We start from the raw sequence: 24415 nt of genomic DNA on the forward strand, positions 1-24415 counted from the left end.
TCATCGAGTCACTTGGGCGCGGGCGGGGGTTTTGTGCCAAAATGTGCTTGTATGCGCACGAGCTGCTGATAGAATGGACGCTTCGCACAGATTGGCACACGATTATAAAGAACGGACTCGCGCCACGGTTGCTCCAACAAGGCCTCGCGTGAGATCAAGGCAAAGGACAGATTATGAAATTTGATTTTCCCATCATCATTGTGGATCAGGATTTTCGCGTGGATAATATTTCCGGCTCGGGCATGCGTGCCTTGGCTGAAGCCATCGAAGCGCAGGGCGGTAGCGTGGTGGCGGTGACGCAGGCGCGTGATTTCCTCGGTTTGGCACAGCAATCGGCGCGCGCCTCGGCCTTCATCGTCTCAGTGGATGAGCCGGAGAACGGCGAAATCGAGCTGGATGAGGCGAAAGCGCAAACCATCGAGGATCTGCGTGCGATGGTGCATTCGATTCGTGCGCGCAACCTCGACATCCCGATTTTCCTGTATGGACGCACGCATACTTCGCGCGATTTGCCGACCGACGTGCTGCGTGAGATGCACGGTTTCATGAATATGTTTGAGGACACGAACGAATTCATGGCGCGGCGCGTGCTGCGCGAGGCGAAGTTGTATGTCGATGGGCTGTTTACCCCGTTTTTCAAGGCCTTGGTCAATTACGCGCAAAACTCCTCGTATTCGTGGCACACGCCCGGCCATTCGGGCGGCGTGGCGTATCTGAAAAGCCCCGTGGGGCAGTTGTTTCATCAGTTTTACGGTGAAAATATGCTGCGCTCGGATGTCTGTAACTCGGTGGAGGAGCTTGGCCAACCGCTCACGCACACGGGCCCGCTGTTTGATTCGGAGCAAAACGCCGCGCGTATTTTCAAGGCCGATCATTGCTTTTTCGTGACCAACGGCACGTCCACCTCGAATAAAGTCGTCTGGCACGCCAGCGTGGCGCCGGGTGATATCGTGGTGGTGGATCGCAACTGCCACAAATCGAATTTGCACGCCATCATCATGACCGGTGCAATTCCGGTATTTCTCTCGCCGACGCGCAACTACCACGGTATCATCGGGCCGATTCCGAAGTCCGAATTTTTGATGGAAACCATTCAGCGCAAAATCGACGCGCATCCGCTGATTGAGGACAAAACCCGCAAGCCAAAGATTTTCACGCTTACGCAGTGTACCTATGACGGCATCATGTACAACGCGCACGCGATCAAAGGCATGCTCGATGGCAAAATCGACACCCTGCATTTTGACGAAGCATGGCAGCCGCACGCGTATTTCCACCCGTTTTACAAAAACTACTACGCGATTGACGGTGACTATGGGCGCACGAAAGAATCGCTGGTGTTCTCCACCCAGTCAACGCATAAATTGCTCGCCAGCCTGTCGCAAGCCTCGCAAATTTTGGCGCAAGATGCGACCAACCGACCGCTGGATCGCTACCGCTTTAACGAAGCCTACCTGATGCACGCTTCCACCAGTCCGCAGTACTCAATCATTGCCTCGTGCGACATTGCTGCGGCGATGATGGACGAGCCGGGCGGCACGGCATTGACCGAAGAATCGCTGATCGAAGCGATGGATTTTCGCCATGCCATGCGCAAGGCCGAGGCCGAATACGCTGCGCAGCAAACGTGGTGGTTCAGCGTCTGGGGGCCTGAGCATTTGCCGAAAAAAGGCGCGGGCGATCCGGCAAAATGGCAGGTTAAAGCGGGCGACGATTGGCATGGCTTTGGTGACATTGAACCGAATATGAATATGCTCGACCCGATCAAAACCACGGTGATGATGCCGGGTCTGAACATGGACGGCTCGTTCGACGAAACGGGGATTCCGGCGGCGATCGTGACCAAATATTTGGCCGACTACGGCATCATCATTGACAAAGTGGGCTTGTACTCCTTCTTCGTGATTTTCAATATCGGCATTACCAAAGGCCGCTGGAGCAGTCTGTTGATCGAGTTGCAGCAATTTAAAGACATTTACGATAATAATCGACCGATTTGGCGTCTATTCCCTGAGTTTGGCAAACAATACCCGCAGTACGAGACTATGGGCGTGCGCGATTTGTGCCAAGCGATTCACGAAACCTATCAAAAGCACAATATCGCCAAAACCATCCACGATATGTACCTGAGCAAAATCACACCGGCGATGACGCCGGCGGATGCGTGGGGGCGTGTGGCGCATCGTCAGGTCAAGCGCGTGAATGTACGCGATTTGACCACAGCGCATGTGACCGGTGTCTTGCTTACGCCGTATCCACCGGGCATTCCGCTGTTGATCCCGGGTGAATACTTCACGCAGGAAGTGATCGACTATTTGAACTTCACCCGCGATTTCAACGCGAAATTCCCGGGCTTTGAACAATCCGCACACGGTTTGATCAAGCAGGAAGTGGATGGGAAAATGGAATACTTCATCGATTGCGTGGAAACGGATCTGAACTGATCTGCGGGCGATTCATCGAGTCAACGATGTAGAAATATCGCCCCTCCCAACATATCGTTAATAAACTTTGTTTAGAATGAGCGCGCTTTGCACACAAAGCGCGTTTTTTAATGATTTTTGTGCGGTTTTAGATATTTTAATTGGATGAAAGGACTCATCGTGAACAAATTATTGGCAGAATTTTTCGGCACGTTTTGGTTGGTGTTTGCCGGTTGTGGTAGCGCGGTTTTGGCTGCGGCGTTTCCTGATGCGGGCAACGCATTGGGTATTGGCTTCGTCGGCGTCTCTTTGGCGTTTGGTTTGACCGTGTTGACCATGGCGTATGCCGTTGGTCACATCTCCGGCGGTCATTTTAATCCGGCGGTGACTTTGGGTTTGGTAGCGGGCGGCCGTTTTCAGGCCAAAGACGCCGCAGGCTACATCGCGGCGCAAGTCATCGGCGGGATTGTGGCCGGTGCGGTGTTGTACTTCATCGCTTCGGGCAAAGCCGGTTGGGTTCCGGGCGGTTTTGCGTCCAACGGCTACGGCGATCTGTCGCCGGGTAAATATGGCTTGGCATCTGCTTTTGTGATGGAAGTGGTGATGACCGCGATCTTCTTGTTCGTGATCATGGGCGCAACCCACAAAGACGCGGGTACGGGCTTTGCACCGATCGCCATTGGCCTGTGTTTGACTTTGATTCACTTGGTGTCCATCCCTGTGACCAACACCTCGGTCAATCCGGCGCGTTCATTGGGCGTGGCCTTGTTTGCCGACACGGCGGCGCTGTCGCAAGTGTGGTTGTTCTGGGTAGCGCCGATCATCGGCGGCGTGCTCGGCGCATTGGCCTACAATGTGGTTAAATGCGAGCGTTGCGCCAAAAAATAAGCGCATCTGTAAACAAGGTGGTATCAAAAACCGCTCGGCTCAGTAGGCCGAGCGGTTTTTTTGTGCGCGTATGCGGCTCGTTATGGTTGTGGCGTCGTTGCTTTGAACACTATTTCGGGCAATCAATTTTAATCGTGTTTGCACAAACGTTCAAACAAATTGATCAAATGATTATTTATAACGATAGAGTGTTTCACATTTGCGTCACCTTGCGGGTCTAAGATAGAAGCGATTTTGAACAGGTTTTGGGCATTGCTCATGCATCGCTCATCCATCTCGCACAAAATCACCATTCAATAACAAGGAGAATAAAATGAAACCGAGTTTTTCACGTATCATTAAGCCCATCACTGTAGCAGTACTGATGGCAACCGGAGTGATGAGCATGAATATCGCGCAGGCAAAGCAAACCAATATGTGTCCGACGTTGGACGGCAAAGCACCGATTGTGATCGCGCATCGCGGCGCGCCCGGCTATTTGCCTGACCACACGTTGGAAGGCTACACCAAAGCCATCCAAATGGGTGCGGACTTCATCGAGCCGGATCTGGTGTCCACCAAAGATGGCGTGCTGATCGCGCGCCACGAGCCGAATCTGAAAGACACCACCGACATCGCCACGCGTCCGGAGTTTGCTAAATACAAACGCACGGTCGAAGTGGATGGCAAAGCCGAAGAAGGCTGGTTTGCTGCTGATCTGACACTCGCACAAATCAAAACCCTGCGTGCGAAACAACCGCGCGCTGATCGTAGCCCGCAATACGACGGCCAATTCCAAATTCCAACGTTTGAAGAAATCCTCAAACTGCGCGCCGATTTGTCCAAAAAATACGGCCGTGAAATCGGCGTGTATCCGGAAACCAAACACCCCGCATGGCACCACGATCTCGGCTTGGGCTTTGAAGACAAACTGGTCACGATTTTGAAAAAACACGGTCTGAATCGCGCCAATGCGCCGGTGTACATTCAATCGTTCGAGCTGACCAACCTCAAAGCGCTGAAAAAAATGACCCAAGTGCCGCTGATCTATTTGCTCGACGCAGATGACGTGAACAAAGACGGCAGCATCGCGACGATTCGCCCGTATGATTTCGTCAAACAGGGCGACACGCGCACCTACGCCGATATGCTCAAGCCTGAAAATCTGAAAGAAGTCGCTAAAGTTGCCAATGGCATTGGCCCGTGGAAAGTCTATGTCGCCTCCTACCGCACCGATGCGGATGGCAAGACACACCGTTTACCGGCCACCGATTTGGTCAAACGCGCGCACGACTTGAACCTCAAAGTGCATTTGTACACCTTCCGCAATGAGGCCAAACACCTGACCTCGGACGACAAAGGCGATCCGTACAACGAATACGCCACATTCTTCGCAACCGGTATTGATGGCTTGTTCAGTGACTACACCGATACGGCAGTGGCTGCACGCAATCAGTTTTGCCAAGTACCCGCTAAAAAATAAACCACGGTGATGGTTAAAAAAAACCGCAGGCGTATTTCCTGCGGTTGAGGCTGTTGACAAAGTGGCACATACACCTAAACAAAGCTCCGTCATTCCCGCATGATTTTAGCGGGAATCTAGTCAAAAATCTAACTTGTTGTTTTTTTTGATATTCTGGATACCCGCTTTCGCGGGTATGACGGTATTTTTCTTAGGCTTTGTACTGAATTTAACGCTGAGAAGGTTTGTCAGCAATCTGACCGCAGGCGTATTTCCTGCGGTTTTTTATGCTGCTATCACGCTGTTTCCATACTGCGCATGGCGCGGATATAGGCTTCGCGCTGTTGAATGCGCTTGACATAATCGCGGCACACGGCGCTTTCAGGCCATACCTGCATGCGGTAGCAAAAGCTCAAAAATGCGGCCATATACAAATCCACAGCGGTAAAGCCGTTGCCGACCAAATAATCTTTACCGCTCAATGCCTGCTCCACGGTACGCACCACGCGCTCAAAATCACCGTAACCCAAAGATTTGCTTGCTTCGGTGGGCGGAGACAGTTTCCACACCTTTTCCATGACCGCCGCCTCCATCGGACCAGTCATAAAGCAAAACCAGCGGTAGTATTCGCCACGTTCGGCGCTGCCGACTGCGGGCGCGAGCTGCTTTTCGGGAAATAAATCCGCCAAAAACAGAATGATGGCAGCGGCTTCGGTAATCACTGTATCGCCGTAGCGCAAGGTCGGAATTTTCCCCATCGGATTGATGGCGAGGTATTCGGGGGATTGCAGACTGCCGTCGAAATCCATGAGGACGGTGTCGAACGACGCGCCGCACTCCTCCAGCATCCAGCGCACCGAACGGCCACGGGATTGAGGGTTGGTGTAAAAAGTAAGTTGCTCCATGAGTGTGCTCCTTCAGCGGGGGTAAAAGGTAAGAGCAGTATAGCTGCAGCCACTGACAGATTCTGTCAGTAGTCATGCGTCATCACGCAGGGGCTTAAATGTATGGAGTTGGGATACCCGTTTGCGCATGCCAGCGTGCCAACAGATCGGCGGTGGATTCGGGTGTGCATTCATCACTGATGAGGAGTTTGGTAATGCGATCGGTGCGAAAATGGCGAAAATCACGGCGTATTTCGCACCAAGCGGCGACCACGCGCGTCTGATCAAAATAACCGACCGCAAACGGCCAAATCGTGCGGTCGCTGTGCGTGTCCTGCGCGTCACAATAGCGAATGTCGACTTTGCGCCCGAGGCGAATCGCGTGGCGAATCTGCGCCAAGGTTTCCTGCTCGTGCGTGTCGTATTTGCGGCGCGAACCAACCAACAGCGGCGATTGATTGATGCTCACGCGCAGCTCAGCGGGCAAAACGCGCTCAATTTTGGCAAAGGCTTGTTGGGCAGCGAGCACCAGTTGTGCATCACCGTGTTTCGCCACCCAGCGCACACCGAGCAACAAAGCCTCGGCTTCCTCGGCGGACAAAGTCAGCGGGGGCAATAAAAAATCTTGCCGCAACAAATATCCCACGCCACTTTCGCCCTCGATGCGCGCCCCTTGCGCACGCAGCGCGTCGATGTCGCGATACACCGTGCGCACACTGATGCCCAGCGTCTGAGCTAACTGCGTCGCCGAGACGGCAAACCGATGGCGACGCAGCAACTGCAGTAAGGTGAGTAAACGTTCGGAGCGGCTCATGGCAAACTCGGGTGAGGTTTAGATCATTGCATCATAGCAAAAACGCCATGAACCGCGTTAAATGGATGAATGTTAACGCTCAGCACGCGCATGATCGGACAATGCGTACCAATTCAATCGGCGCGTGGCGAACATCACCACGGAGACCACGGCAAACAAGCCGATGCTACCGAGCAGCAATGAAATATCTTCGGATTGCAGCAGGCCAAACAGCACCGCATACAGTGTTGCCAAGGCGAGAGAAAAGCCGATGCCGCGTTTGACGCTGTGCAAAATATGGCTGACATAAAAGCCGATTTGTCCCACACACGCGGTCGCGGCCAAGGCGTAGGCTTTATTAAAACCAATATGCTCGGAGAGCGACAACAGCAACACGAAAAATACGGTCAAAGCGACACCGACCAAGGCGTATTGCAGCGGATGTACGCGCAAATGGCGCAGCACTTCAAACATAAAAAAGGCCAAAAACGTCAAGCCAATGAACAACATGGAGTATTTCGCCATGCGTTCGTTCAATTGGTAATGATCAACCGTTTGGATCAAATCGGTGTCGATGCGGTACAACTGCTCAATGCTGCCATTTCCGCCATTGGCGGTGCTGTTTTCAATCGAGGGCAGTGTGGTGTTCAGATTATTGGCAAACCAATTGCTTTGCCAGCTTGCGTTAAATCCTTGCGGCATGACATTGCGCGTTTGCGTGACTGTGCTGCCCGCGAATTTCGGGTGTGGCCAATTGCCCGCGAGCGTCACCTGTGTGTTTTCGCCCAAAGGCACATAGCTGATGCGTGAGCTGCCGTTCACATTCAATTGGATGGAAAAATTCAGCGGCGCCGAACCGGCGATGTCCCAATCGGACAGTGGCAAAGCGGCGTGCATTCCGTTGGGCAGGGCGTGCAGCTGTGTACCGGCGCTAAAGGTGTAGCGTTTGCCCGCCCAAGTGAACGGCTCGCTTTTACCCAAACCGCGCGCATCGCTCACACCGACGGCGAGAAACGGCGTACCCAGGGTCACACCTTTTTTGGCGCGCAGGGCTTGCAGCGGCGCGCGCGAGAAATGCCCCGTCAGCGCGGTGGTGCTTTGAAACGTTTGGAAGGTATAGATCGCGCGCTTGAGCGGAGATACCTGCACCTGCCCGTCAATATTTAACTGCTCGGGCAATACGATCAAGCGCTGCTCCGTGCGGGTTTTGCCTTCCACCAATTGATAGGGCACAACCAAAATCGGGGCGGCGATGGTTTGTTCGCCCGAGGTACTTTGGGTCAGCTCCTGTTCAACCTGTGATTGATAAAACTGTCGATCGCGAATTAAATCGCGCACCATGTCCACGGGGATCATAAAACACAGCACCAAAAACAGCAAACTCATGATTTTGATGATTAAGGGGTTGAAACGACGCATGACATACTCCTGAAAAAACCGACACCATGTCGGTGATGCGTTCAGTTTAGTCAGGGTGTGTGAGCGGGCAATGAAGCGAAAGTGAAGTGGCGAAAAATTTTATTTGGGCATGGACTTGGGTAAAGTCAAACGCACGATCACGCCACCTTGCGGGTGGTTGGCGATGTCGATCTTGCCGCCGTGTTTGCGCATGACTTCGCGCACAAAGCTCAGACCCAAACCCGTGCTTTTGTGCGCGTTCGCGTGTGTGTGTGGGCGTGCGAGCGAGTAAAAACGGTCGAATACCTGCGCCAGTGCGTACTCGGGAATGCCAACACCGTGATCACGAATGAGCAATTGATGGCTGCGCAGGCTGGCTTCATCGTACAGCTCAATTTGCCCGCCATCGGCGGAAAAATCAATCGCGTTGTCCAGCACATTGACGAGGGCTTGGGTGAGGAGCAGTTTGTCCGCTTGGATCTGCGGGTGATGGTTCAGTTGCATCTTCAGTTGAATGCCGCGTTGCGCCAGTTTGACCTGCACACCTTGCGCTGCGCTGTGAATCACTTCGTCCAGTGCGATGTTTTCGGTCTCCAAGGTCGGCGCACGCTCAATGCTCGCCAGTTGCAACAGCCGATCCACCAGCAGTTGCAGGCGAGTGGTTTGTTGCTCAATGGTGGCGGTGAAGCGTTCACGCACGTCCTCCGGCGGATGCTCCTGCAACAATTCGGTGGCGCTTTTAATCGCGGTCAGCGGGCTTTTGAGCTCATGCGTGAGGCTGTGTACATAGTGTTCCACATAGGTTTTGCCTTCCAACTGTTGGCGCATTTGCTCGACCGAGGCGGCCAATTGATCCAGCTCGGTGCTGCGAAAACGCGGCACAGCGACGTTGTTCCCTTGAGCGACTTGCTCGGCGTAGTTTTGCAAGCGCTTGATCGAACGGTTCACCCACCACGTCATCAGTGCGCCGATGAACAGCGCGATACCGAGCAATAGACCGCCTGCCCATAGGATGCGTTGCTCGGAACGGGTGATGATGGGCAGCAGGGTGCTGTTGGGTTTGGCCACCGTCAATGAGCCGATGATACGGCCATCGCGCATGATCGGTGCGGCGACGTGCATGACGCTGGTCGTTCCGTCGTTCGGATCGCTGCGGGTTGAGCGCGCGCCGTATTGCCCGCGCAGTGTCAGGTACACATCATTCCAGCGCGAATAATCCGCACCGACATCCACGCCGCTGGAGTCGTACAGCACGACGCCTTGCGCGTCGGTGGCGTATACGCGCAGGGCGACGCTGGATTTTTGAATGCCCGAAATATTGGCTTGGACCTCGTCTGTTTGCATTTGTCGGAAGGCTTGCGCCAATGCGCCGTTTTGTAACGAACCTGAGCGCAGGTCTTGCTCGGCGATTTGTGCCAAAACATGCGTGGTGTCCACCAACGCATCCTCCGTGGTTTGGCGCACGCCGGGTTTGATTTCTTCGACGAAGATATTCAATACGAACCACGCGGCAATGCCCACGAGTAAAAAATAGCCGAGCAAAATACGCAGGCTGATTCTCATGGTGCCTCCTCGGCATGCACACTGATGCTGTAGCCCAATCCGCGGTGGGTGTGGATGGGGTTGAGCGTTTCATTCACGGCGCGCAGTTTTTGGCGCAGGGTCTTGATGTGCGTGTCCACCGTGCGATCCACCGTGTCCAGCGCATCGTGCCAGACCAAATCCATCAGCAGCTGACGCGGGAAAATCCGCAGCGGCTCGGCGAGCAGGGTTTTGAGCAGTAAAAATTCATAGCGGGTGAGGTTGAGGACTTGCCCGCAAAAGATAATCAGTCCGTGCTGTTCACGCACCTCGAATAAAGGTTTGGCCGACTCGACAGCGAGTGAGGACGCATCCAATGGCGCTTGCGTTTTTTGATAACGGCGCAAAACCGTGCGCACGCGGGCGCAAACTTCGCGCGGTGAAAACGGCTTGGCGATGTAGTCGTCCGCACCCATTTCCAGACCGACGATGCGGTCCACCTCCTCGGCGCGCGCGGTTAAAAACAACAGCGGCAGATCATAACGCGCCAACACCTGCCGACAGACCTCAAAACCGTTGATGTCCGGAAGGCCAATATCGAGAATGAGCAAAGCCGGTTGCGTGTGCGCCAACGCATCCAGCATGAGCTGCCCGCGCTCAAACCAGCGCACGGCGTAGCCTTCGGTTTGTAGGGCGTAGATCAAGGTGTCTGCGATGGCGGCTTCGTCCTCGATGAGCCAGATGGTAATGTCGGTTGGCATGGCGATAAAGATAGGATGAATCATAATCGGTGGGTAGCAGTGTATACCATTTAAGGAAGTGTGGAATAACCCCTACCGATATCATACCGCGGCTGTGTGTGCCGGATGTGAAGTGAGTCGGATGTCGCAGGTTTTTATTGATACACAGTCCATATACAGCCCGCAGTCAGGTTGGCGCAGGTGTAGTAAACTGACTGAAATACACAGAACTTTAAGGAAGTACGGAATAACCCCTACCGTCTGCGCTGGTTGATTGGCGTCTCAGAACGCAGACTGGTTTGGGTTATTCCGTACTTCCTTAAGATTGGAGGGAACAATGAAACAAACGGTCATCGTCATCGGAGCGACGGGTTTGGTGGGGCGTGCGTTGGTGGAACAATTGGCGCAAAACGACGGGGTGGAACGCATCGTCACGCTCACGCGGCGGGCGGTTGAATATAACAGCCCAAAGGTGGAGAACCATGTACTGGATTTTGCGCAGTTGGCGCGCCATGCCGAACTATTTCGAGGCGACGTGTTGTTTTCCTGCCTCGGAACGACGCGCCAGCAAGCCGGCTCCATCGCCGCGCAACGCGTGGTGGATGTGGATTATCAATTCGCCGCCGCGCAATTGGCCGCGCAGCAAGGGGTGCGGCATTATATCCTCGTCTCTTCCAGCGGTGCGGATGCGAGCAGCCGCAATGCGTATTTGCAGATGAAGGGCGAGTTGGAGCAGAAAGTGAGCGCCTTGCCATTCGCGCGCATCAGCATTGTCCAGCCGTCGTTATTGTTGGGTGAGCGCACCGAGCGGCGCGTGGGTGAGCAATTGGGCGCGTGGCTGTTGCCGCTGATTTGCCAGCTCCCCGGTTTGCGCCGCTTTCGCCCGATACGCGGTGAGGAGGTGGCGGCGAAGATGATTCGCATCAGTCAGTCACCGTCGAAGCAGGGGGCAAACTCAGATCACCATGCGGGGCAAAACGTGGAGCGCTTTCGTCTGGACGAGTTGTTTGATTGAATACGGTGAAAAATGAGCTGATGAATCGATAAGCCGATTTATTTACCAATACAAAAACTGGAGAAAATCACGCCGAGCAGGTCGTCTGCGGTGAATTCGCCGGTGATGGCGTTGAGCTGCTCTTGCGCCAGACGCAACTCTTCGGCGAACAGGTCGAGTTTTTGATCTTGCGTGAGCGCATGCGCGTAGGCCATTTGCAGGTGTTCATCGGCCGCACGCAGGGCAGTGAGGTGACGTTCGCGGGCGATGAAGCTGTCATCGGTGGTGGTTTCAAAACCGACGATTTCCAGCAGACGAGCGCGCAAGGCGTCCAAGCCAGCGCCGGTTTTTGCGCTGATGGCGAGGCTGTTGCCATCCAAAACCGCAGGCGCGCTGTTTGCCAAATCCATTTTGTTGTGCAGGGTGAGAAACGGCACGTGTGCGCCTACGCGCGCACGCAGTTGGCTCAATAATTCATCATCCAAATGGTCGTCATGGTCGCTATGGTCGGAATGATCCGCGTCAACCCGTGCATCGATCAAATGCAACACCACGTCGGCGCGCTCCACCGCCGCCCAAGTGCGCTCAATACCGATTTTTTCGACCACATCGTGGGTCTCGCGCAGTCCGGCGGTATCGATGATGTTCAGCGGCACGCCGTCAATCTGGATCGCTTGGCTGACGGTATCGCGCGTCGTGCCCGCGATGTCGGTGACGATGGCGACGTCTTGTCCCGCGAGTGCATTGAGCAGCGATGATTTGCCGACATTGGGTTGGCCGACCAAAACGACGTTCACGCCGTTGCGCAGCAGCGCACCTTGCTTGGCTGAGTGCAACACGGCGCCGAGTTGGGTTTGAATGCGATCGAGTTGGCCGAATGCATCGGCTTTTTGCAGAAAATCGATTTCCTCTTCAGGGAAATCGAGCGTCGCTTCGACCAACATGCGCAGGTGAATGACCTGCTGCACCAGTTCGTGAATGCGATTGGAGAATACGCCGGAGAGTGAACGCACCGCGCTTTTGGCGGCGGATTCGGTGGCGGCCTCGATCAAATCGGCGACGCCTTCGGCCTGCGCCAAGTCCATTTTGTCATTGAGAAAGGCACGCTGGGTGAATTCGCCCGCGTGCGCGAGGCGGATATTAGGCACGGCATTCAGACAGCGGCGCAGCAGCAATTGCATCACCACGGGGCCACCGTGTCCTTGTAATTCGAGCACATGTTCGCCGGTGTAGGAGTGCGGCGCGGGGAAATACAGCGCAATACCGTGATCGATGGCTTGTCCATCGGTATCGATAAACGCCCCGTAATGTGCATGACGTGGCGAGAGTGTGCGCTTACATATTTGCTCGATCAGCGCCTGAATCGTCGCCTGCGAACCGGAGGCGCGAATCACGCCGACGCCACCACGACCGGCTGCTGTGGCGATGGCGACGATGGTTTCGGTATGCTCTGTGGACGCGGTAGATGGTGCGGATTGAGCGTACTGGGCGGCGTGCGTGGAGTTTATCATTGGTGATTGCGTGGTGTGTTTGGCGTGTTGGTATTGCTTGTCTACGCCCGAGCGGGCGGCTACAATGCCCCATTTTTGGACATTTTATCATGCTGACGATGAACGACGTGGGCTTGTTTGTGCTGTGCGCATTGACCTCGGCGTTGACGTCGGTGATCGGTGTGGGCGGCGGCATGACTTTGCTCGCGACCTTGCCCAATGTGTTGGCGCCGAATCTGGTGATTCCGATTCACGGCGCGACGCAGTTGATCAGTAATTTGTCGCGCTTGGCGTTGGACTGGCGTTTGGTGGCGTGGCGGCTGATTGTACCATTTTTGCCCGGTGCCTTGATCGGTGCGGGTTTGGGCTATTTCTTGCTGGGCAGTTTTTCGTTTGCGTATTTACCCTTGCTATTGGGCGTATTTATATTGTTGGTGACGTGGACGCGGTTGGTGCAGCGCTCGGGCGTATTGTTTAATAATATGACGGTGCTCGGCCTTTTTCTGACCAGTACGTCGCTGTTCATCGGCTCGATGGGGCTGATTTTGCCGTCGGTGTTGCTGCATCAAGGGCTGAAAAAGGATGAGGTGATTCTGACGCAGTCGGCGATGATGTCGGTGATGCACGCGTTTAAGGTGCTTACTTATATCGCGGCGGGCTTTGCTTTTTGGCGTTATGGCGGGATGATGGCGATGATGCTCAGCGGTTCGGTACTCGGTTCGTTTTTGGGCAAACACTTGCGCGGACGCGTGAATGAGGCGCGCGGCGTGTGGTTGCTCAAATGGACGGTGACGGCACTCGCTGTGCAGTTGATTGTGCGCTGGTTGTGGGAAAATCTGCGCGCTTGAGCGCAATTATTGGGCGTCGTGCTTGCGTTGATGGTGCTAACGCGGGTATGATGAGCCGCCCTGCCAAACCCGCGCGTGTCAATGTGTCTGCGTGGGTTTTCGGCGTCTATATAGAATTATTCAATTTGAGTATGCCATGAGCAAAACCCTGATTATTGCCGAGAAACCTTCAGTCGCCAACGACATCGCGCGTGCGATCGGCGGCTGTGTGAAAAAAGACGACCATCATGAGAACGATCAGTATGTGATCGCCTCAGCGGTCGGTCATTTGCTCGAATTGGTGGTGCCCGAGGAGTACGAAATCAAGCGCGGTAAATGGAGCTTTACGCACCTGCCGCATATTCCGCCGCATTTTGACCTCAAACCGATTGCCAAATCTGAGGCGAAGCTCAAATCATTGGCCAAACTTTTGCGTCGCAAAGACATCGACCACGTCATCAATGCCTGTGACGCGGGGCGTGAGGGCGAGCTGATTTTCCGCTACATCATGCAGTACACCAAGGCGAAGCAACCTTCGCAACGGCTGTGGTTGCAGAGCATGACGCCGCAGGCGATTCGCGATGGCTTGGCCGATCTGCGCACGGATGCGCAGATGCTCAATCTGGCCGATGCGGCGCGTTCGCGTTCCGAGGCCGACTGGCTGGTCGGCATTAACGGCACGCGCGCCATGACTGCGTTTAACTCGCGCGACGGCGGCTTTTTCCTAACGACGGTGGGTCGCGTGCAGACACCGACGCTGACCATCGTGGTTGAGCGCGAAGAGGCGATTCGCAAATTCATCTCGCGCGATTATTGGGAGGTACACGCCGAATTCATCTGTGCGCAGGGCGTGTACAACGGTCGCTGGTTCGACCCGAAATTTGATAAAAATGCCAAAGAAAATCTGAACGACCCCGAGCGCAAAGACAACCGCCTCTGGAGCAAAACCGCGGCCGACACCGTGGTCATGGCCTGCAAAGGGCAAAACGGCACGGTGACCGAAGAATCCAAACCGACCACGCAAATGGCGCCGGCGCTGTTTGACCTCACCAGTTTGCAACGCGAGGCGAACGCGCGTTTTGGCTTCTCCGCGAAAAACACCCTCGGTCTGGCGCAGGCGCTGTACGAAAAGCACAAAGTCCTGACCTACCCGCGTACCGATTCCAAGGCGCTGCCCGAAGACTACATCAACACGGTCAAGCAAACCGTCGCCATGCTCAAGGAGCAGGACAACTACACTCGTTTTGCCCAAAGCATCGAGAAAAATGGCTGGGTCAAACCGAACAAACGCATTTTTGATAACGCCAAAGTGAGCGATCACTTTGCGATTATCCCTACATTACAAGCGCCTAAACATTTGTCCGAACCGGAGCAAAAGCTCTATGATCTGGTGGTCAAACGTTTCATGGCCGTGTTCTATCCCGCCGCCGAATTCATGGTCACCACACGCGTGACCAAGGTCTCGGGACACCACTTCAAAACCGAAGGTCGCGTATTGACCAATCCGGGCTGGCTCGTGATTTACGGGCGCGATCAGCAAAAAGACGACGACATGCTGGTGGCGGTGGCCAAAGACGAAACCGTGCAGACCGAAAAAGTCGAGCCGAAAGCCCTGCAAACCCGACCGCCGGCGCGCTACTCCGAGGCGACCTTGCTCTCGGCGATGGAAGGCGCGGGCAAACTGCTGGATGATTCCGAGCTAAAAGAAGCCATGAGCGGCAAAGGACTGGGCACGCCCGCGACGCGCGCCGCGATCATCGAAGGGCTGCTGACCGAGAAATACCTCGTGCGCGAAGGGCGCGAAATGCACCCGACGGCCAAAGCCTTTCAGCTGCTCACGTTGCTGCGTGGTTTGGGCGTGGAGGAATTGACCTCGCCCGAACTGACGGGTAACTGGGAAAATAAACTCGCGCAAATGGAGCGGGGTGAATTACAGCGCGATACCTTCATGCGCGAAATCGCCAAAATGACGCAAATTATCGTCAAGCGTGCCAAAGAATACGAAGCCGACACCGTGCCGGGCGACTATGCCACGCTGAAAACGCCGTGTCCGAATTGCGGTGGCGTGATCAAAGAAAACTACCGTCGTTTCGCCTGCACGCAGTGTGAATTCTCTATGAGCAAAACGCCGGGTGGACGCACATTTGAGATTGAAGAAGTCGAAGACCTACTCAAAACCCGCGAAACGCCGCTGCTGCAAGGATTCCGCAGCAAAATGGGGCGCCCATTCGCCGCGATTTTACGCATTGTCGAGGATAAAGAATCCGCTGCGAAATACAAAATGGAGTTTGACTTCGGTCAAAGCTCGGATGACGAAGAAGCGCCCGATTTCTCCACCAAAACCCCGCTGGGTAAATGCCCGAAATGCGCTGCGAACGTCTATGAAAACGGCCTGAGCTATATTTGCGAGCGCGCCGTTGGCCCCGAAAAAAACTGCGATTTCCGCTCCGGCCAAGTGATTTTGCAACAAATCATTGAGCCGGAACAGATGCGCAAATTGTTGGGCGAGGGCAAAACCGACCTGCTCACCGGATTCAAATCCGCGCGCACGGGGCGCTTGTTCAAAGCCTATTTGGTGCTGGACAAAGCCAAAGGCAAAGTCGGCTTTGAGTTTGAAGCCAAAGCGCCGAAAGCAGGAAAAACGGTGAAGGGTGCGGCAGAAGGCGAAGCAGGCGAGGCGAAAGCCGAGAAAGCACCGGCTAAAAAAGCCACTGCCAAGGCAAAAACCACCAAGGCGGCCAAGAGCACCAAAACAGCGGCCAAAGCGGTGACAAAAACGACCGCTAAAACCACGCGCGCGAAAAAAGCCGAGGCGAGCGATGAGATGCCGCCTGATGACAATCCGCCACTGTCGGCGTATGACGACGAGCCACCGTTTTAAACCGAGGAGTGCGGCAGCGTCCGTCTGAGCAAGGAGTTCGATATGAACACACGTTGTTGGATGAAACCCACCCTATTGATGTTGGGCTTGGTATTGAGCGGTGCAGCGTTGGCCAAAACGCAGGTGTTCAAATGGGAAAGCGAATTGTGTCGCGCGAGCGCCAGCTACGACGATCGAAAAGTCACGGCGGCGCAGTTGGACGCCACGCTCAAGCTCAATGCCGATCACTTGATCAGCATTTACGATGAGAAAAACACACAGGCGCAGGACGATGCCGAGCATCGCCGCAATCAAGCGATCTTGCAAGACCCGCGCAACTTCATTGCGCACCCCGTGATTGAAACGGTGCGCCAGCGCATGATCGCGCGCGACCAATTTTTCTACGATTTGCAGCGCATTAAACGCGATGCGGCACACAAAAATGACTACGCAATATTGAATCAATTCGCCCCGTCGCAACGCCCGCAGTGCCAAAATATCGTGCAAATCCTGCAAAGTCCGCCATCGGCGGAAAAAACCGCCAAAGCCCTGCAACTGCTCAAAGCCAGTTGTCGTGACAACGCCGATCCGAGTGATTGCGTGGCGCGCTCACAACGCGCTTGGGCGCAATCCGAGGCGAAGATGACGCGGGAGTTGTTGCATTATCATTGGCACAATTGCGTCAATCGCCAACAACCCGATCTGAGCGAGAAAGAACAAAAAGCGGCGGACAAAGCTTTTGTACAAAGCGTTGGCAAAATCCGCTACTATGATTGCGACGAACCGTAAATCCTATTCACAAGGAGAGCGCCATGCTGTATTTATCCGTGCCCGAACTCATTGCCGAAGCGGCTAAACTTGTCCCCGCCATCAAAGACGCGGGCGTCACCGCGACGTCGGAGCGCCTGACGCAATTGCAAGACCAAAAAATCGTGGTCAAATACGGTGGCAACGCCATGACCGACGAAACGCTGCAACAGCAATTTGCGCAGGACGTGGCGCTGCTCACCGCGATGGGCGTACCGGTGGTGGTGGTGCATGGCGGAGGTCCGCAAATTGACGCGATGCTCCAGCGCGTCGGCATCGAAGGGCAGTTTGTGCAAGGAATGCGCGTGACCGACGCCGACACCATGAGTATCGTTGATGGCGTGCTGTGCGGCAATGTGCAGGGGCAAATCGTGAATCTGATCAATCAAGCGGGCAAAAGCTACGGCGTGCGCGCCATTGGCCTGAGCGGCAAAGATGGCCGCATGATTCGTGTGAAAAAAATGTTGCTGCCTGATCTGAACGATCCGGCGGTGCAGCACGACATCGGGCTGGTGGGCGAGGTCATCGGCGTGGACAGCGCACCGATTGACGCTTTGCTGTCGGCTGAATTTTTACCCGTGGTCTCGCCGATTGCCGCCGACGATCACGGCGTGACACATAATGTAAACGCCGATGTGGCGGCGGGCGAAATCGCGGTGGCGGTGCGCGCGCACAAATTGATGTTGTTGACCAACATCAAAGGCGTATTGGACAAACAAGGCGAATTGATCGCGCACATCGACAGCGCGAGCGCCGATGTGCTCAAAGCCGATGGCACGCTGTATGGTGGCATGCTGCCGAAAATCGACTCGGCGCTGGATGCGGCGCAGCGCGGCGTGGGCGCGGTACATATCGTGGATGGCCGCGTGCCGCACGTGTTGCTGCAATGTCTGTTGACCGACGCGGCGGTGGGTACGGCAATTAGCGTATAAATCATGCAGAGGATAGGATGAATTGGGATAATAAAGTCGCGGGTTGCGAGCTGTGCGAGCAGGTCGGCGGCGAACTGATTTGGCAAAACGAGCAATTGCGCGTCATACTGGTGGACGATCCGCTGTTCGTCGGATTCACGCGCGTGATTTGGCAGGAACACGCGGCGGAGATGACCGATTTGACGCCCGAGCAGCGCAGCCAATTGATGCGCGTGGTGTGCTTGGTCGAGCAGGTGCAGCGCGATGTGCTCAAACCGACTAAGGTTAATCTCGCCAGTTTGGGCAATATGGTCGCGCATGTGCACTGGCACGTCATTCCGCGCTACGCCGATGATGCGTGCTTCCCGAATCCCGTGTGGGCGCTCACGCCCGAACAAGCGAAAAAAGCCAAACGCAACGGCGTGACCGATGCGCTGCTGGCAGACTATCTGCGCGCGCTGAAAATCGCGCTGTGGTCGCATTGATTCAACAAACCCAATCAACGGATCAACCAAACAACCAACAATCCAACAAAAACGGAACCAACAATGTCTCAATTATTCGATGTCGTGATTATCGGTAGCGGTTTGGCGGGCATGAGCTGCGCGCTTTCACTCGGAGAACAATACAAAATCGCCTTGATCTCCAAAGGCGGCTTGGTCAGCGGCTCATCCGATTTGGCGCAGGGCGGGATTGCCGCCGTGATGGACTCGGACGACAATTTTGAAAACCACATCCGCGACACCTTCGTCGCCGGTGCCGAGTTGGGCGAGTTTGAAGCCATCCGCCACATCATTACCAACGCGCCAAGCTCCATAGAATGGCTGATGACGCAGGGCGTCAAATTCACGATGGAGGATGACGATGCGAGCAAACTGCACCTCACGCGCGAGGGCGGCCACAGCCACCGTCGTGTGGTGCATGCGGATGACCTCACGGGGCACGCGATTCAGGTCGCACTCGCCGAACGCGTACGCGAGCACAGCAATATTCAAGTGTTTGAAAATGTCATTGCCGTAGACCTCATCACCGACAAACACAAACGTCAAATTCAGCAAAAAAGCAAAGACGCGCGCTGCTACGGCGTTTATATCCAACACCGTGAAACACACCAAATCAGCTCGATACAAGCGCGTTTCACCGTGCTGGCCACGGGCGGCGCGGGCAAAGTCTACAAAGTGACCACCAATCCTGACAGCAACTCCGGCGATGGCATTGCGATGGCATGGCGCGCCGGTTGCCGCGTGGTCAATATGGAATTCATGCAGTTTCACCCCACCTGTTTGTACCACCCGCACGCCAAATCATTCCTGATTTCCGAAGCGCTGCGTGGCGAAGGCGGCATTTTGCGCCTGCCGAGCAAAGACGGACAGCCCGGCTACCGCTTCATGTTCGACCACGACGAGCGTGGTGAGCTGGCGCCGCGTGACATCGTCGCGCGTGCGATTGACTTTGAGATGAAGAAAAACGGTATTGAATGCGTTTACCTCGACATGACGCATCTGCCCGAAGAATTTTTGCACGAACACTTTCCGAACATCAACGCCAAATGTCTGGAGCTGGGTATCGACATGGCGCGCCAACCGATTCCCGTCGCACCCGGTGCGCACTACACCTGCGGCGGCGTCGCGACCGACCTCGCAGGGCGAACCGATATTCAAAACCTCTATGCCATCGGCGAAGTCACCTACACCGGCCTGCATGGCGCCAATCGACTCGCCTCCAACTCACTGCTCGAATGCGTGGTCATGGGTAAATCCGTGGCGGAGAACATCGACGAAGTGGCGGCGAAAAACTTCGCCTACAAAGCGCCTGATTTACTCGAATGGGACGCCTCGCGCGTCATCCCCGCCGACGAAGCCGTCATGATCACCCACTCGTGGGACGCGCTGCGCCAAGCCATGTGGAACTACGTCGGCATCGTGCGCAGCAACAAGCGCCTCGAGCAAGCCGAAAAACGCGTGCGCCTGCTCAAACAAGAGGTCAACGACTACTATACCCAATACCAAATCACCCCTGATTTGGTTGAGCTGCGCAACCTCATTACCTGCGCCGAACTCATCATCAACAGCGCGAGCTTCCGACACGAGTCGCGCGGTTTGCACTACAGCCTTGACTACAAACGCGAGTTACCTAAAGCGCTGCCGACGATTTTGACACCGAAGAATTGAGAAATGAAATTCAAAAAGGAATTGAGGCATGGAATATTTTCAAACGGATGATGCACAGATTTACGCAGATATTGCTTATCGATTGGGAAGAATCGTTGAGCAATATGAGTGTTTTTATCTTCAATTAGCCCCAGAAGAGAGGTTTAATAGCACATTGTATCTTTCTATATTGCAGATTTTGCTTACGATCTGCGAAGAGCACCTTAATCAACTGAAAACCAATAGTCGCCATGAAGATTTTGCAAAATCATTGAATGATCTTGCTTTGACAAATTGGGGTGTTGATGAGAAATGTTGGATCAAAAATACGTTTAAAGAGGAAAAAAATCTTGAGAATTTTATAACGAGGCTACGTAATTCTGTAAGCCATCCAACAAAAACCACTTTAGACAGTGATACGCCATCAACAGGATATACCGCCGTTAAAGATTCAGCTGGTAATATAAAAAGTTTGGGTCTTAGGAAGCAGAATGCTACAAAGGTTGATCACGAAGTAACTTAAGAATGACTTTATATAAATCAGTCTTACGGTGATTAAACCTAAATTCAGTTTCCTTCAAGTGTAGTAAAAAAGTGTTTTTCGGAACGCCGTTAAACTGCATCAAACGACGTTTGGCATAACTCCAGAATGATTCTATCCCATTTACATGATTAGAACCATTCACAAACTCATCTGCACCGTGATTGACCCGAAAGTGTTTATCAAAGCCGATGTCCACCAAGCCATCATAACCACGCCAGCCATCGGTGTGAATGATACTATTAATATCTGCTTTTCCGCGGATAATGGCTTGCAGACTGGCTTTTGAAGCATTCGGCACAATCTCAGTGTAGATGTTTCCATCGCGTTTGAGTAAGCCAAACACGATGGTTTTACCTGAAGCTCCTCGTCCGCGTTTACCACGTACTCGATGCGGACCAAAGTAAGATTCGTCGGCTTCTAATTCGCCTTTAAGCGGTGAGGCTTGCTGGCAAACAATCGCCAAGCGACGACGAATCTTGAGGTATATGCTGTTGATTGAACGGACGGATATACCGCTTAATGCGGCACATTCGGTTGCTGTTAAATCTAGAGCAAAATACCTTAAAATCTGACGAAACTTTGCTTCGCTAATTTTTGAATGGTTGAAGTACTTGTTTTTCATTTGGTCTCAAGAGCTTAGCGCTTATTTTAATGCGTTTGCTTCCTAAGACCCAAAGTTTTTGTTTTATTAATTCCCCAGATGTTAAAAACAATCAAAGAAAATATTATAAAAAAGATTCTTTCGAGAACTTGGTGAAATACAGGTATAGCTTTTGCCAAGATGGGATTGAATTCAAAGAGGATAGTGGAGATAAAGGGTATCTTTACTTAAATGGTAAACCGTATATAAGACTCTCGATAATAAAACTGGATGTTCATCAACTGAAACAATTTGTGAAGGCCTTGGCAAATTACATGGCGCAGCCGATACAGAAAAATTGGAGTGGTTTTGAAATTGTAAATCTTCTAGCGAAGTAGGGCGGGCAAATTTTAATTTGCCCGCCCTACGCATGAGGCTGTGCAATTACGCCGGCCCAATATTCGGCTGAAAATCAGTTTGCTGTTTGCTTGGTTCAGACTGCTGCGCTTTGGCTTTTTCGGCGGCGGCGAAATCGAGCATGCGCGTAATCGGTAGTTTGGCGCGTTCGGCAATCGCGGGGTCGATGGTGATTTCGTTGTAGCCGGTGCCGAGTTTTTCGAGTACTTCAACCACACCGCGCAGATCGTTCATCGCCATCCACGGGCAGTGCGCGCAGCTCTTACACGTTGCGGATTCGCCTGCGGTGGGTGCTTCGATAAAGGTTTTGTCAGGGTGCTGTTGGCGTAGTTTGTGCAGCATGCCGCTGTCGGTGGCGACGATGAAGGTTTGCGTGTCGGGAAACTGGCTCGGGCCGTTCAGAATCGCCGAGGTGGAGCCGACGATGTCGGCCAGTTGCACGACCGGATCAGGTGATTCGGGGTGTACCAGCACTTTGGCGTCGGGGTGTTTGGCCATGAGGTTTTCGAGTTCAATGGCTTTGAATTCGTTGTGTACGATGCAGGAGCCTTGCCACAGCAGCATGTCGGCGCCGGTTTGTTTTTGGATGTAGGTGCCGAGGTGACGATCGGGTGCCCAGATGATTTTTTTGCCTTGTTCTTTCAGATGCGCGACGATTTTGAGTGCGATGGATGAGGTGACCATCCAGTCGGCGCGCGCTTTGACTTCGGCTGAGGTGTTGGCGTACACGACGACGGTTCGGTCGGGGTGTGCGTCGCAAAATGCGGAAAATTCGTCAATCGGGCAACCGAGATCGAGCGAGCATTCGGCACGCAGATCGGGCACGAGGACGGTTTTTTCGGGTGAGAGGATTTTGGCGGATTCGCCCATGAAGCGTACGCCCGCCACCACCAAGGTTTGCGCCGGATGGTCGCGGCCAAAACGCGCCATTTCGAGCGAGTCGGAGACGATGCCGCCGGTGGCTTCGGCTAAATCTTGCAGGTCGGGATGCACGTAGTAGTGGGCGACCAGCAGGGCTTTTTTCTCGATGAGTAATTCTTTGATGCGTGCGATCAGTGCTTCGCGTTCGTCGGCGGACGGTTCGCTCGGCACTTGTGCCCACGCAACGGCGGTGTTGCATACTTTGTTTGATTGTGCGAGGTCGTAATCGACTTCAAACATTTTTTGTTCGTTGATGCTCATAGTCTACTCGTTTTTAAATAGTTGGGTTTTATTGATTCTTTGTCAGGGTTCCCCTAACAAAGAATGTATCTTTAAGACCGAAAAAAGTAAAAACCTACTTTTTTCGGAGACTTTTAAACCGCATTCACGCGCATGGAGTAGTCGGTCGCGCGGATGTGTTTGGTCAGGCTGCCGCTGGAGATGCGATCCACGCCGAGTTCGGCGTAGCTGCGGATGTTGTCCAGCGAGACGTTGCCCGATACTTCGAGCACGGCTTGACCGTTGAATTGGTCGCGGTTGATGCGCACGGCTTCGGCGATTTGTTCGTGCGTCATGTTGTCGAGCAGCACCATTTTTGCACCGGCTTGCAGGGCTTCAGTGAGCTGATCGAGGCGCTCGACTTCAATTTGGATGAACGGCGCTTCCGGACGCGCGGCGACATCGGGCGCGGCCACGATGGCGTAGGCGTCTTTGAGTGCAGCAGTGACGCCACCTGCGGTGGCGATGTGGTTTTCTTTGATCAAAATGCCGTCGTATAAACCGACGCGGTGGTTCGCGCCGCCGCCGACGCGCACGGCGTATTTTTGCGCCAGACGCAGACCTGGTATGGTTTTGCGCGAGTCAACGACGTGGGTTTTCGTGCCTGCGATGGCTTGCACATAGGTGTTGACGGTGGTGGCGGTGCCGGAGAGCAGTTGTAAAAAGTTCAGTGCGGTGCGTTCGGCGGTCACGAGCGAGCGAGCGGCGCCGTGCATTTCGACCAGTACTTGGTTTGGCTCGATGCGGTCGCCTTCTTTGACGTGCCAGGTAATCGTAACGTTCGGATCGACTTGCTTGAATGCTTCGTCGAACCACGGTTGGCCGCAGAGTATTGCGGACTCGCGCGCGATCACATGGCCGCGCGCCTGCTGCGTCGGCTCGATCATCAGGGCGGTCAAATCGCCAGTGCCGATGTCTTCGGCGAGGGCGGCACGGACGTCTTCGGCAACTTCTGCGGGCGGGATAAATGGCTTGTTCATGAGGTGTCCTTTTTGGAAGGTCGTTTGGGTGTTAGTCTAACTGAAAATCGAGGCTTTGGGGCTTTCGCACATCGGGTGCTTACAGCCCACCGGCAAAGCCGCATTGTCGCCATGCTTCGTAAACAATGATGGCTGCGCTGTTGGATAGATTCAGGCTGCGGTTGCCTGGCATCATCGGCAGGCGGATGCGCTGCTGGCTGGGGAATGTTTCACGCACCGCGTCGGGCAGACCGCGCGTTTCCGAGCCGAATACGAACCAATCACCGGCGGCAAATTGGGTGTCGGTCAACACATGCGAGCCTTTGGTGGTCAGGGCAAACAGCCGCGTCGCATCCGGCTGTGCGCGGTGCAGAAAATCCTCCCACGACTCGTAGACATTCAGATGCGCGAACTCGTGGTAATCCAGCCCCGCGCGCACCATGCGTCTGTCATCGAGCGGAAAGCCGAGCGGTTTGATCAGGTGCAATTGACAACCGGTATTGGCGGCCAGACGAATGATATTGCCCGTATTGGGCGGAATTTCGGGGTGAACGAGGACGATGTGAAACATGATGTGTGTGCAAAAAC

The 24415-nt window shown here is 54.3% G+C and carries 21 protein-coding genes; 11 read left to right on the plus strand and 10 right to left on the minus strand.

Annotation, left to right across the window (positions count from 1 at the left end; translation table 11 throughout):
• The first annotated feature begins 173 nt into the window (after positions 1-173).
• From ACZ41M_RS09475 to ACZ41M_RS09485, 3 genes are all read left to right on the plus strand, one after another.
• Positions 174-2444 carry an Orn/Lys/Arg family decarboxylase gene (locus tag ACZ41M_RS09475; protein WP_464731399.1) on the plus strand — a complete coding sequence of 757 codons (2271 nt, stop codon included), beginning with the start codon at positions 174-176 and terminating at the stop codon, positions 2442-2444.
• Between the two features lie 144 nt (positions 2445-2588).
• Entirely contained in the window at positions 2589-3311 is a 723-nt protein-coding gene (gene aqpZ, locus ACZ41M_RS09480) for an aquaporin Z (RefSeq protein WP_464731398.1), read from the plus strand.
• 313 nt (positions 3312-3624) lie between these two features.
• Positions 3625-4773: a glycerophosphodiester phosphodiesterase gene (locus ACZ41M_RS09485; protein WP_464731397.1), complete on the plus strand. Its 1149-nt coding sequence runs from the start codon at positions 3625-3627 to the stop codon at positions 4771-4773.
• A 275-nt stretch (positions 4774-5048) separates the two neighbouring features.
• On the opposite strand, the gene ACZ41M_RS09490 is transcribed toward ACZ41M_RS09485, so the two are convergent.
• The 5 genes from ACZ41M_RS09490 to creB form a co-directional block, all read right to left on the minus strand.
• Positions 5049-5657: a glutathione S-transferase family protein gene (locus tag ACZ41M_RS09490; protein ID WP_464731396.1), complete on the minus strand. Its 609-nt coding sequence runs from the start codon at positions 5655-5657 to the stop codon at positions 5049-5051.
• A 94-nt stretch (positions 5658-5751) separates the two neighbouring features.
• A complete protein-coding gene (locus ACZ41M_RS09495; RefSeq protein WP_464731395.1) occupies positions 5752-6450 on the minus strand; it encodes a helix-turn-helix transcriptional regulator in 699 nt (232 codons plus the stop codon).
• 72 nt (positions 6451-6522) lie between these two features.
• Positions 6523-7848 carry a cell envelope integrity protein CreD gene (gene creD, locus ACZ41M_RS09500; protein WP_464731394.1) on the minus strand — a complete coding sequence of 442 codons (1326 nt, stop codon included), beginning with the start codon at positions 7846-7848 and terminating at the stop codon, positions 6523-6525.
• Positions 7849-7947: 99 nt separating this feature from the next.
• Positions 7948-9390, minus strand: a complete 1443-nt coding sequence (creC, locus tag ACZ41M_RS09505; RefSeq protein WP_464731393.1) for a two-component system sensor histidine kinase CreC — start codon at positions 9388-9390, stop codon at positions 7948-7950.
• Entirely contained in the window at positions 9387-10133 is a 747-nt protein-coding gene (creB, locus tag ACZ41M_RS09510; RefSeq protein WP_464731392.1) for a two-component system response regulator CreB, read from the minus strand. Before creB ends, creC begins: the two co-directional genes overlap by 4 nt.
• A gap of 292 nt (positions 10134-10425) precedes the next feature.
• Here creB and ACZ41M_RS09515 point away from each other — a divergent pair, with 292 nt between their 5' ends.
• On the plus strand, positions 10426-11103 hold the full coding sequence (locus ACZ41M_RS09515) for an NAD(P)H-binding protein (RefSeq protein WP_464731391.1): 678 nt from the start codon (positions 10426-10428) through the stop codon (positions 11101-11103).
• Between the two features lie 38 nt (positions 11104-11141).
• Here ACZ41M_RS09515 and mnmE read toward each other — a convergent pair whose 3' ends face one another.
• Positions 11142-12593 (minus strand): tRNA uridine-5-carboxymethylaminomethyl(34) synthesis GTPase MnmE, encoded by a 1452-nt coding sequence (gene mnmE, locus ACZ41M_RS09520; RefSeq protein ID WP_464731390.1) that lies wholly within the window; start codon positions 12591-12593, stop codon positions 11142-11144.
• A gap of 89 nt (positions 12594-12682) precedes the next feature.
• Between mnmE and ACZ41M_RS09525 the strand changes: the two genes are divergently transcribed.
• From ACZ41M_RS09525 to ACZ41M_RS09555, 7 genes are all read left to right on the plus strand, one after another.
• A complete protein-coding gene (locus ACZ41M_RS09525; protein WP_464731389.1) occupies positions 12683-13420 on the plus strand; it encodes a sulfite exporter TauE/SafE family protein in 738 nt (245 codons plus the stop codon).
• 136 nt (positions 13421-13556) lie between these two features.
• Complete coding sequence (locus tag ACZ41M_RS09530; RefSeq protein ID WP_464731388.1) at positions 13557-16280, plus strand: DNA topoisomerase III; 2724 nt, start codon at positions 13557-13559, stop codon at positions 16278-16280.
• A gap of 42 nt (positions 16281-16322) precedes the next feature.
• Positions 16323-17048, plus strand: a complete 726-nt coding sequence (locus ACZ41M_RS09535) for a hypothetical protein (RefSeq protein ID WP_464731387.1) — start codon at positions 16323-16325, stop codon at positions 17046-17048.
• A 50-nt stretch (positions 17049-17098) separates the two neighbouring features.
• Positions 17099-17998: an acetylglutamate kinase gene (argB, locus tag ACZ41M_RS09540; RefSeq protein ID WP_464732160.1), complete on the plus strand. Its 900-nt coding sequence runs from the start codon at positions 17099-17101 to the stop codon at positions 17996-17998.
• A gap of 17 nt (positions 17999-18015) precedes the next feature.
• The gene (locus tag ACZ41M_RS09545) at positions 18016-18462 is read left to right on the plus strand and encodes an HIT family protein (protein WP_464731386.1); all 447 of its coding nucleotides are present in this window, start codon (positions 18016-18018) and stop codon (positions 18460-18462) included.
• Positions 18463-18525: 63 nt separating this feature from the next.
• Positions 18526-20148 (plus strand): L-aspartate oxidase, encoded by a 1623-nt coding sequence (nadB, locus tag ACZ41M_RS09550; protein ID WP_464731385.1) that lies wholly within the window; start codon positions 18526-18528, stop codon positions 20146-20148.
• A 28-nt stretch (positions 20149-20176) separates the two neighbouring features.
• Positions 20177-20650: a HEPN family nuclease gene (locus ACZ41M_RS09555; protein ID WP_464731384.1), complete on the plus strand. Its 474-nt coding sequence runs from the start codon at positions 20177-20179 to the stop codon at positions 20648-20650.
• Here the strand turns inward: ACZ41M_RS09555 and ACZ41M_RS09560 are convergent.
• The 4 genes from ACZ41M_RS09560 to trmL all read right to left on the minus strand — a co-directional run bounded on the left by ACZ41M_RS09560 (position 20622) and on the right by trmL (position 24398).
• Positions 20622-21293, minus strand: a complete 672-nt coding sequence (locus ACZ41M_RS09560; RefSeq protein ID WP_464729991.1) for an IS1595 family transposase — start codon at positions 21291-21293, stop codon at positions 20622-20624. The genes ACZ41M_RS09555 and ACZ41M_RS09560 overlap by 29 nt on opposite strands.
• Before the next feature lie 402 nt (positions 21294-21695).
• Positions 21696-22829: a quinolinate synthase NadA gene (gene nadA / locus ACZ41M_RS09565; RefSeq protein WP_464732159.1), complete on the minus strand. Its 1134-nt coding sequence runs from the start codon at positions 22827-22829 to the stop codon at positions 21696-21698.
• 134 nt (positions 22830-22963) lie between these two features.
• Positions 22964-23848, minus strand: a complete 885-nt coding sequence (nadC, locus tag ACZ41M_RS09570; RefSeq protein ID WP_464731383.1) for a carboxylating nicotinate-nucleotide diphosphorylase — start codon at positions 23846-23848, stop codon at positions 22964-22966.
• 79 nt (positions 23849-23927) lie between these two features.
• A complete protein-coding gene (gene trmL / locus ACZ41M_RS09575; RefSeq protein WP_464731382.1) occupies positions 23928-24398 on the minus strand; it encodes a tRNA (uridine(34)/cytosine(34)/5-carboxymethylaminomethyluridine(34)-2'-O)-methyltransferase TrmL in 471 nt (156 codons plus the stop codon).
• Positions 24399-24415: the final 17 nt, after the last annotated feature.

It is taken from the genome of Puribacter membranae, assembly GCF_055380425.1.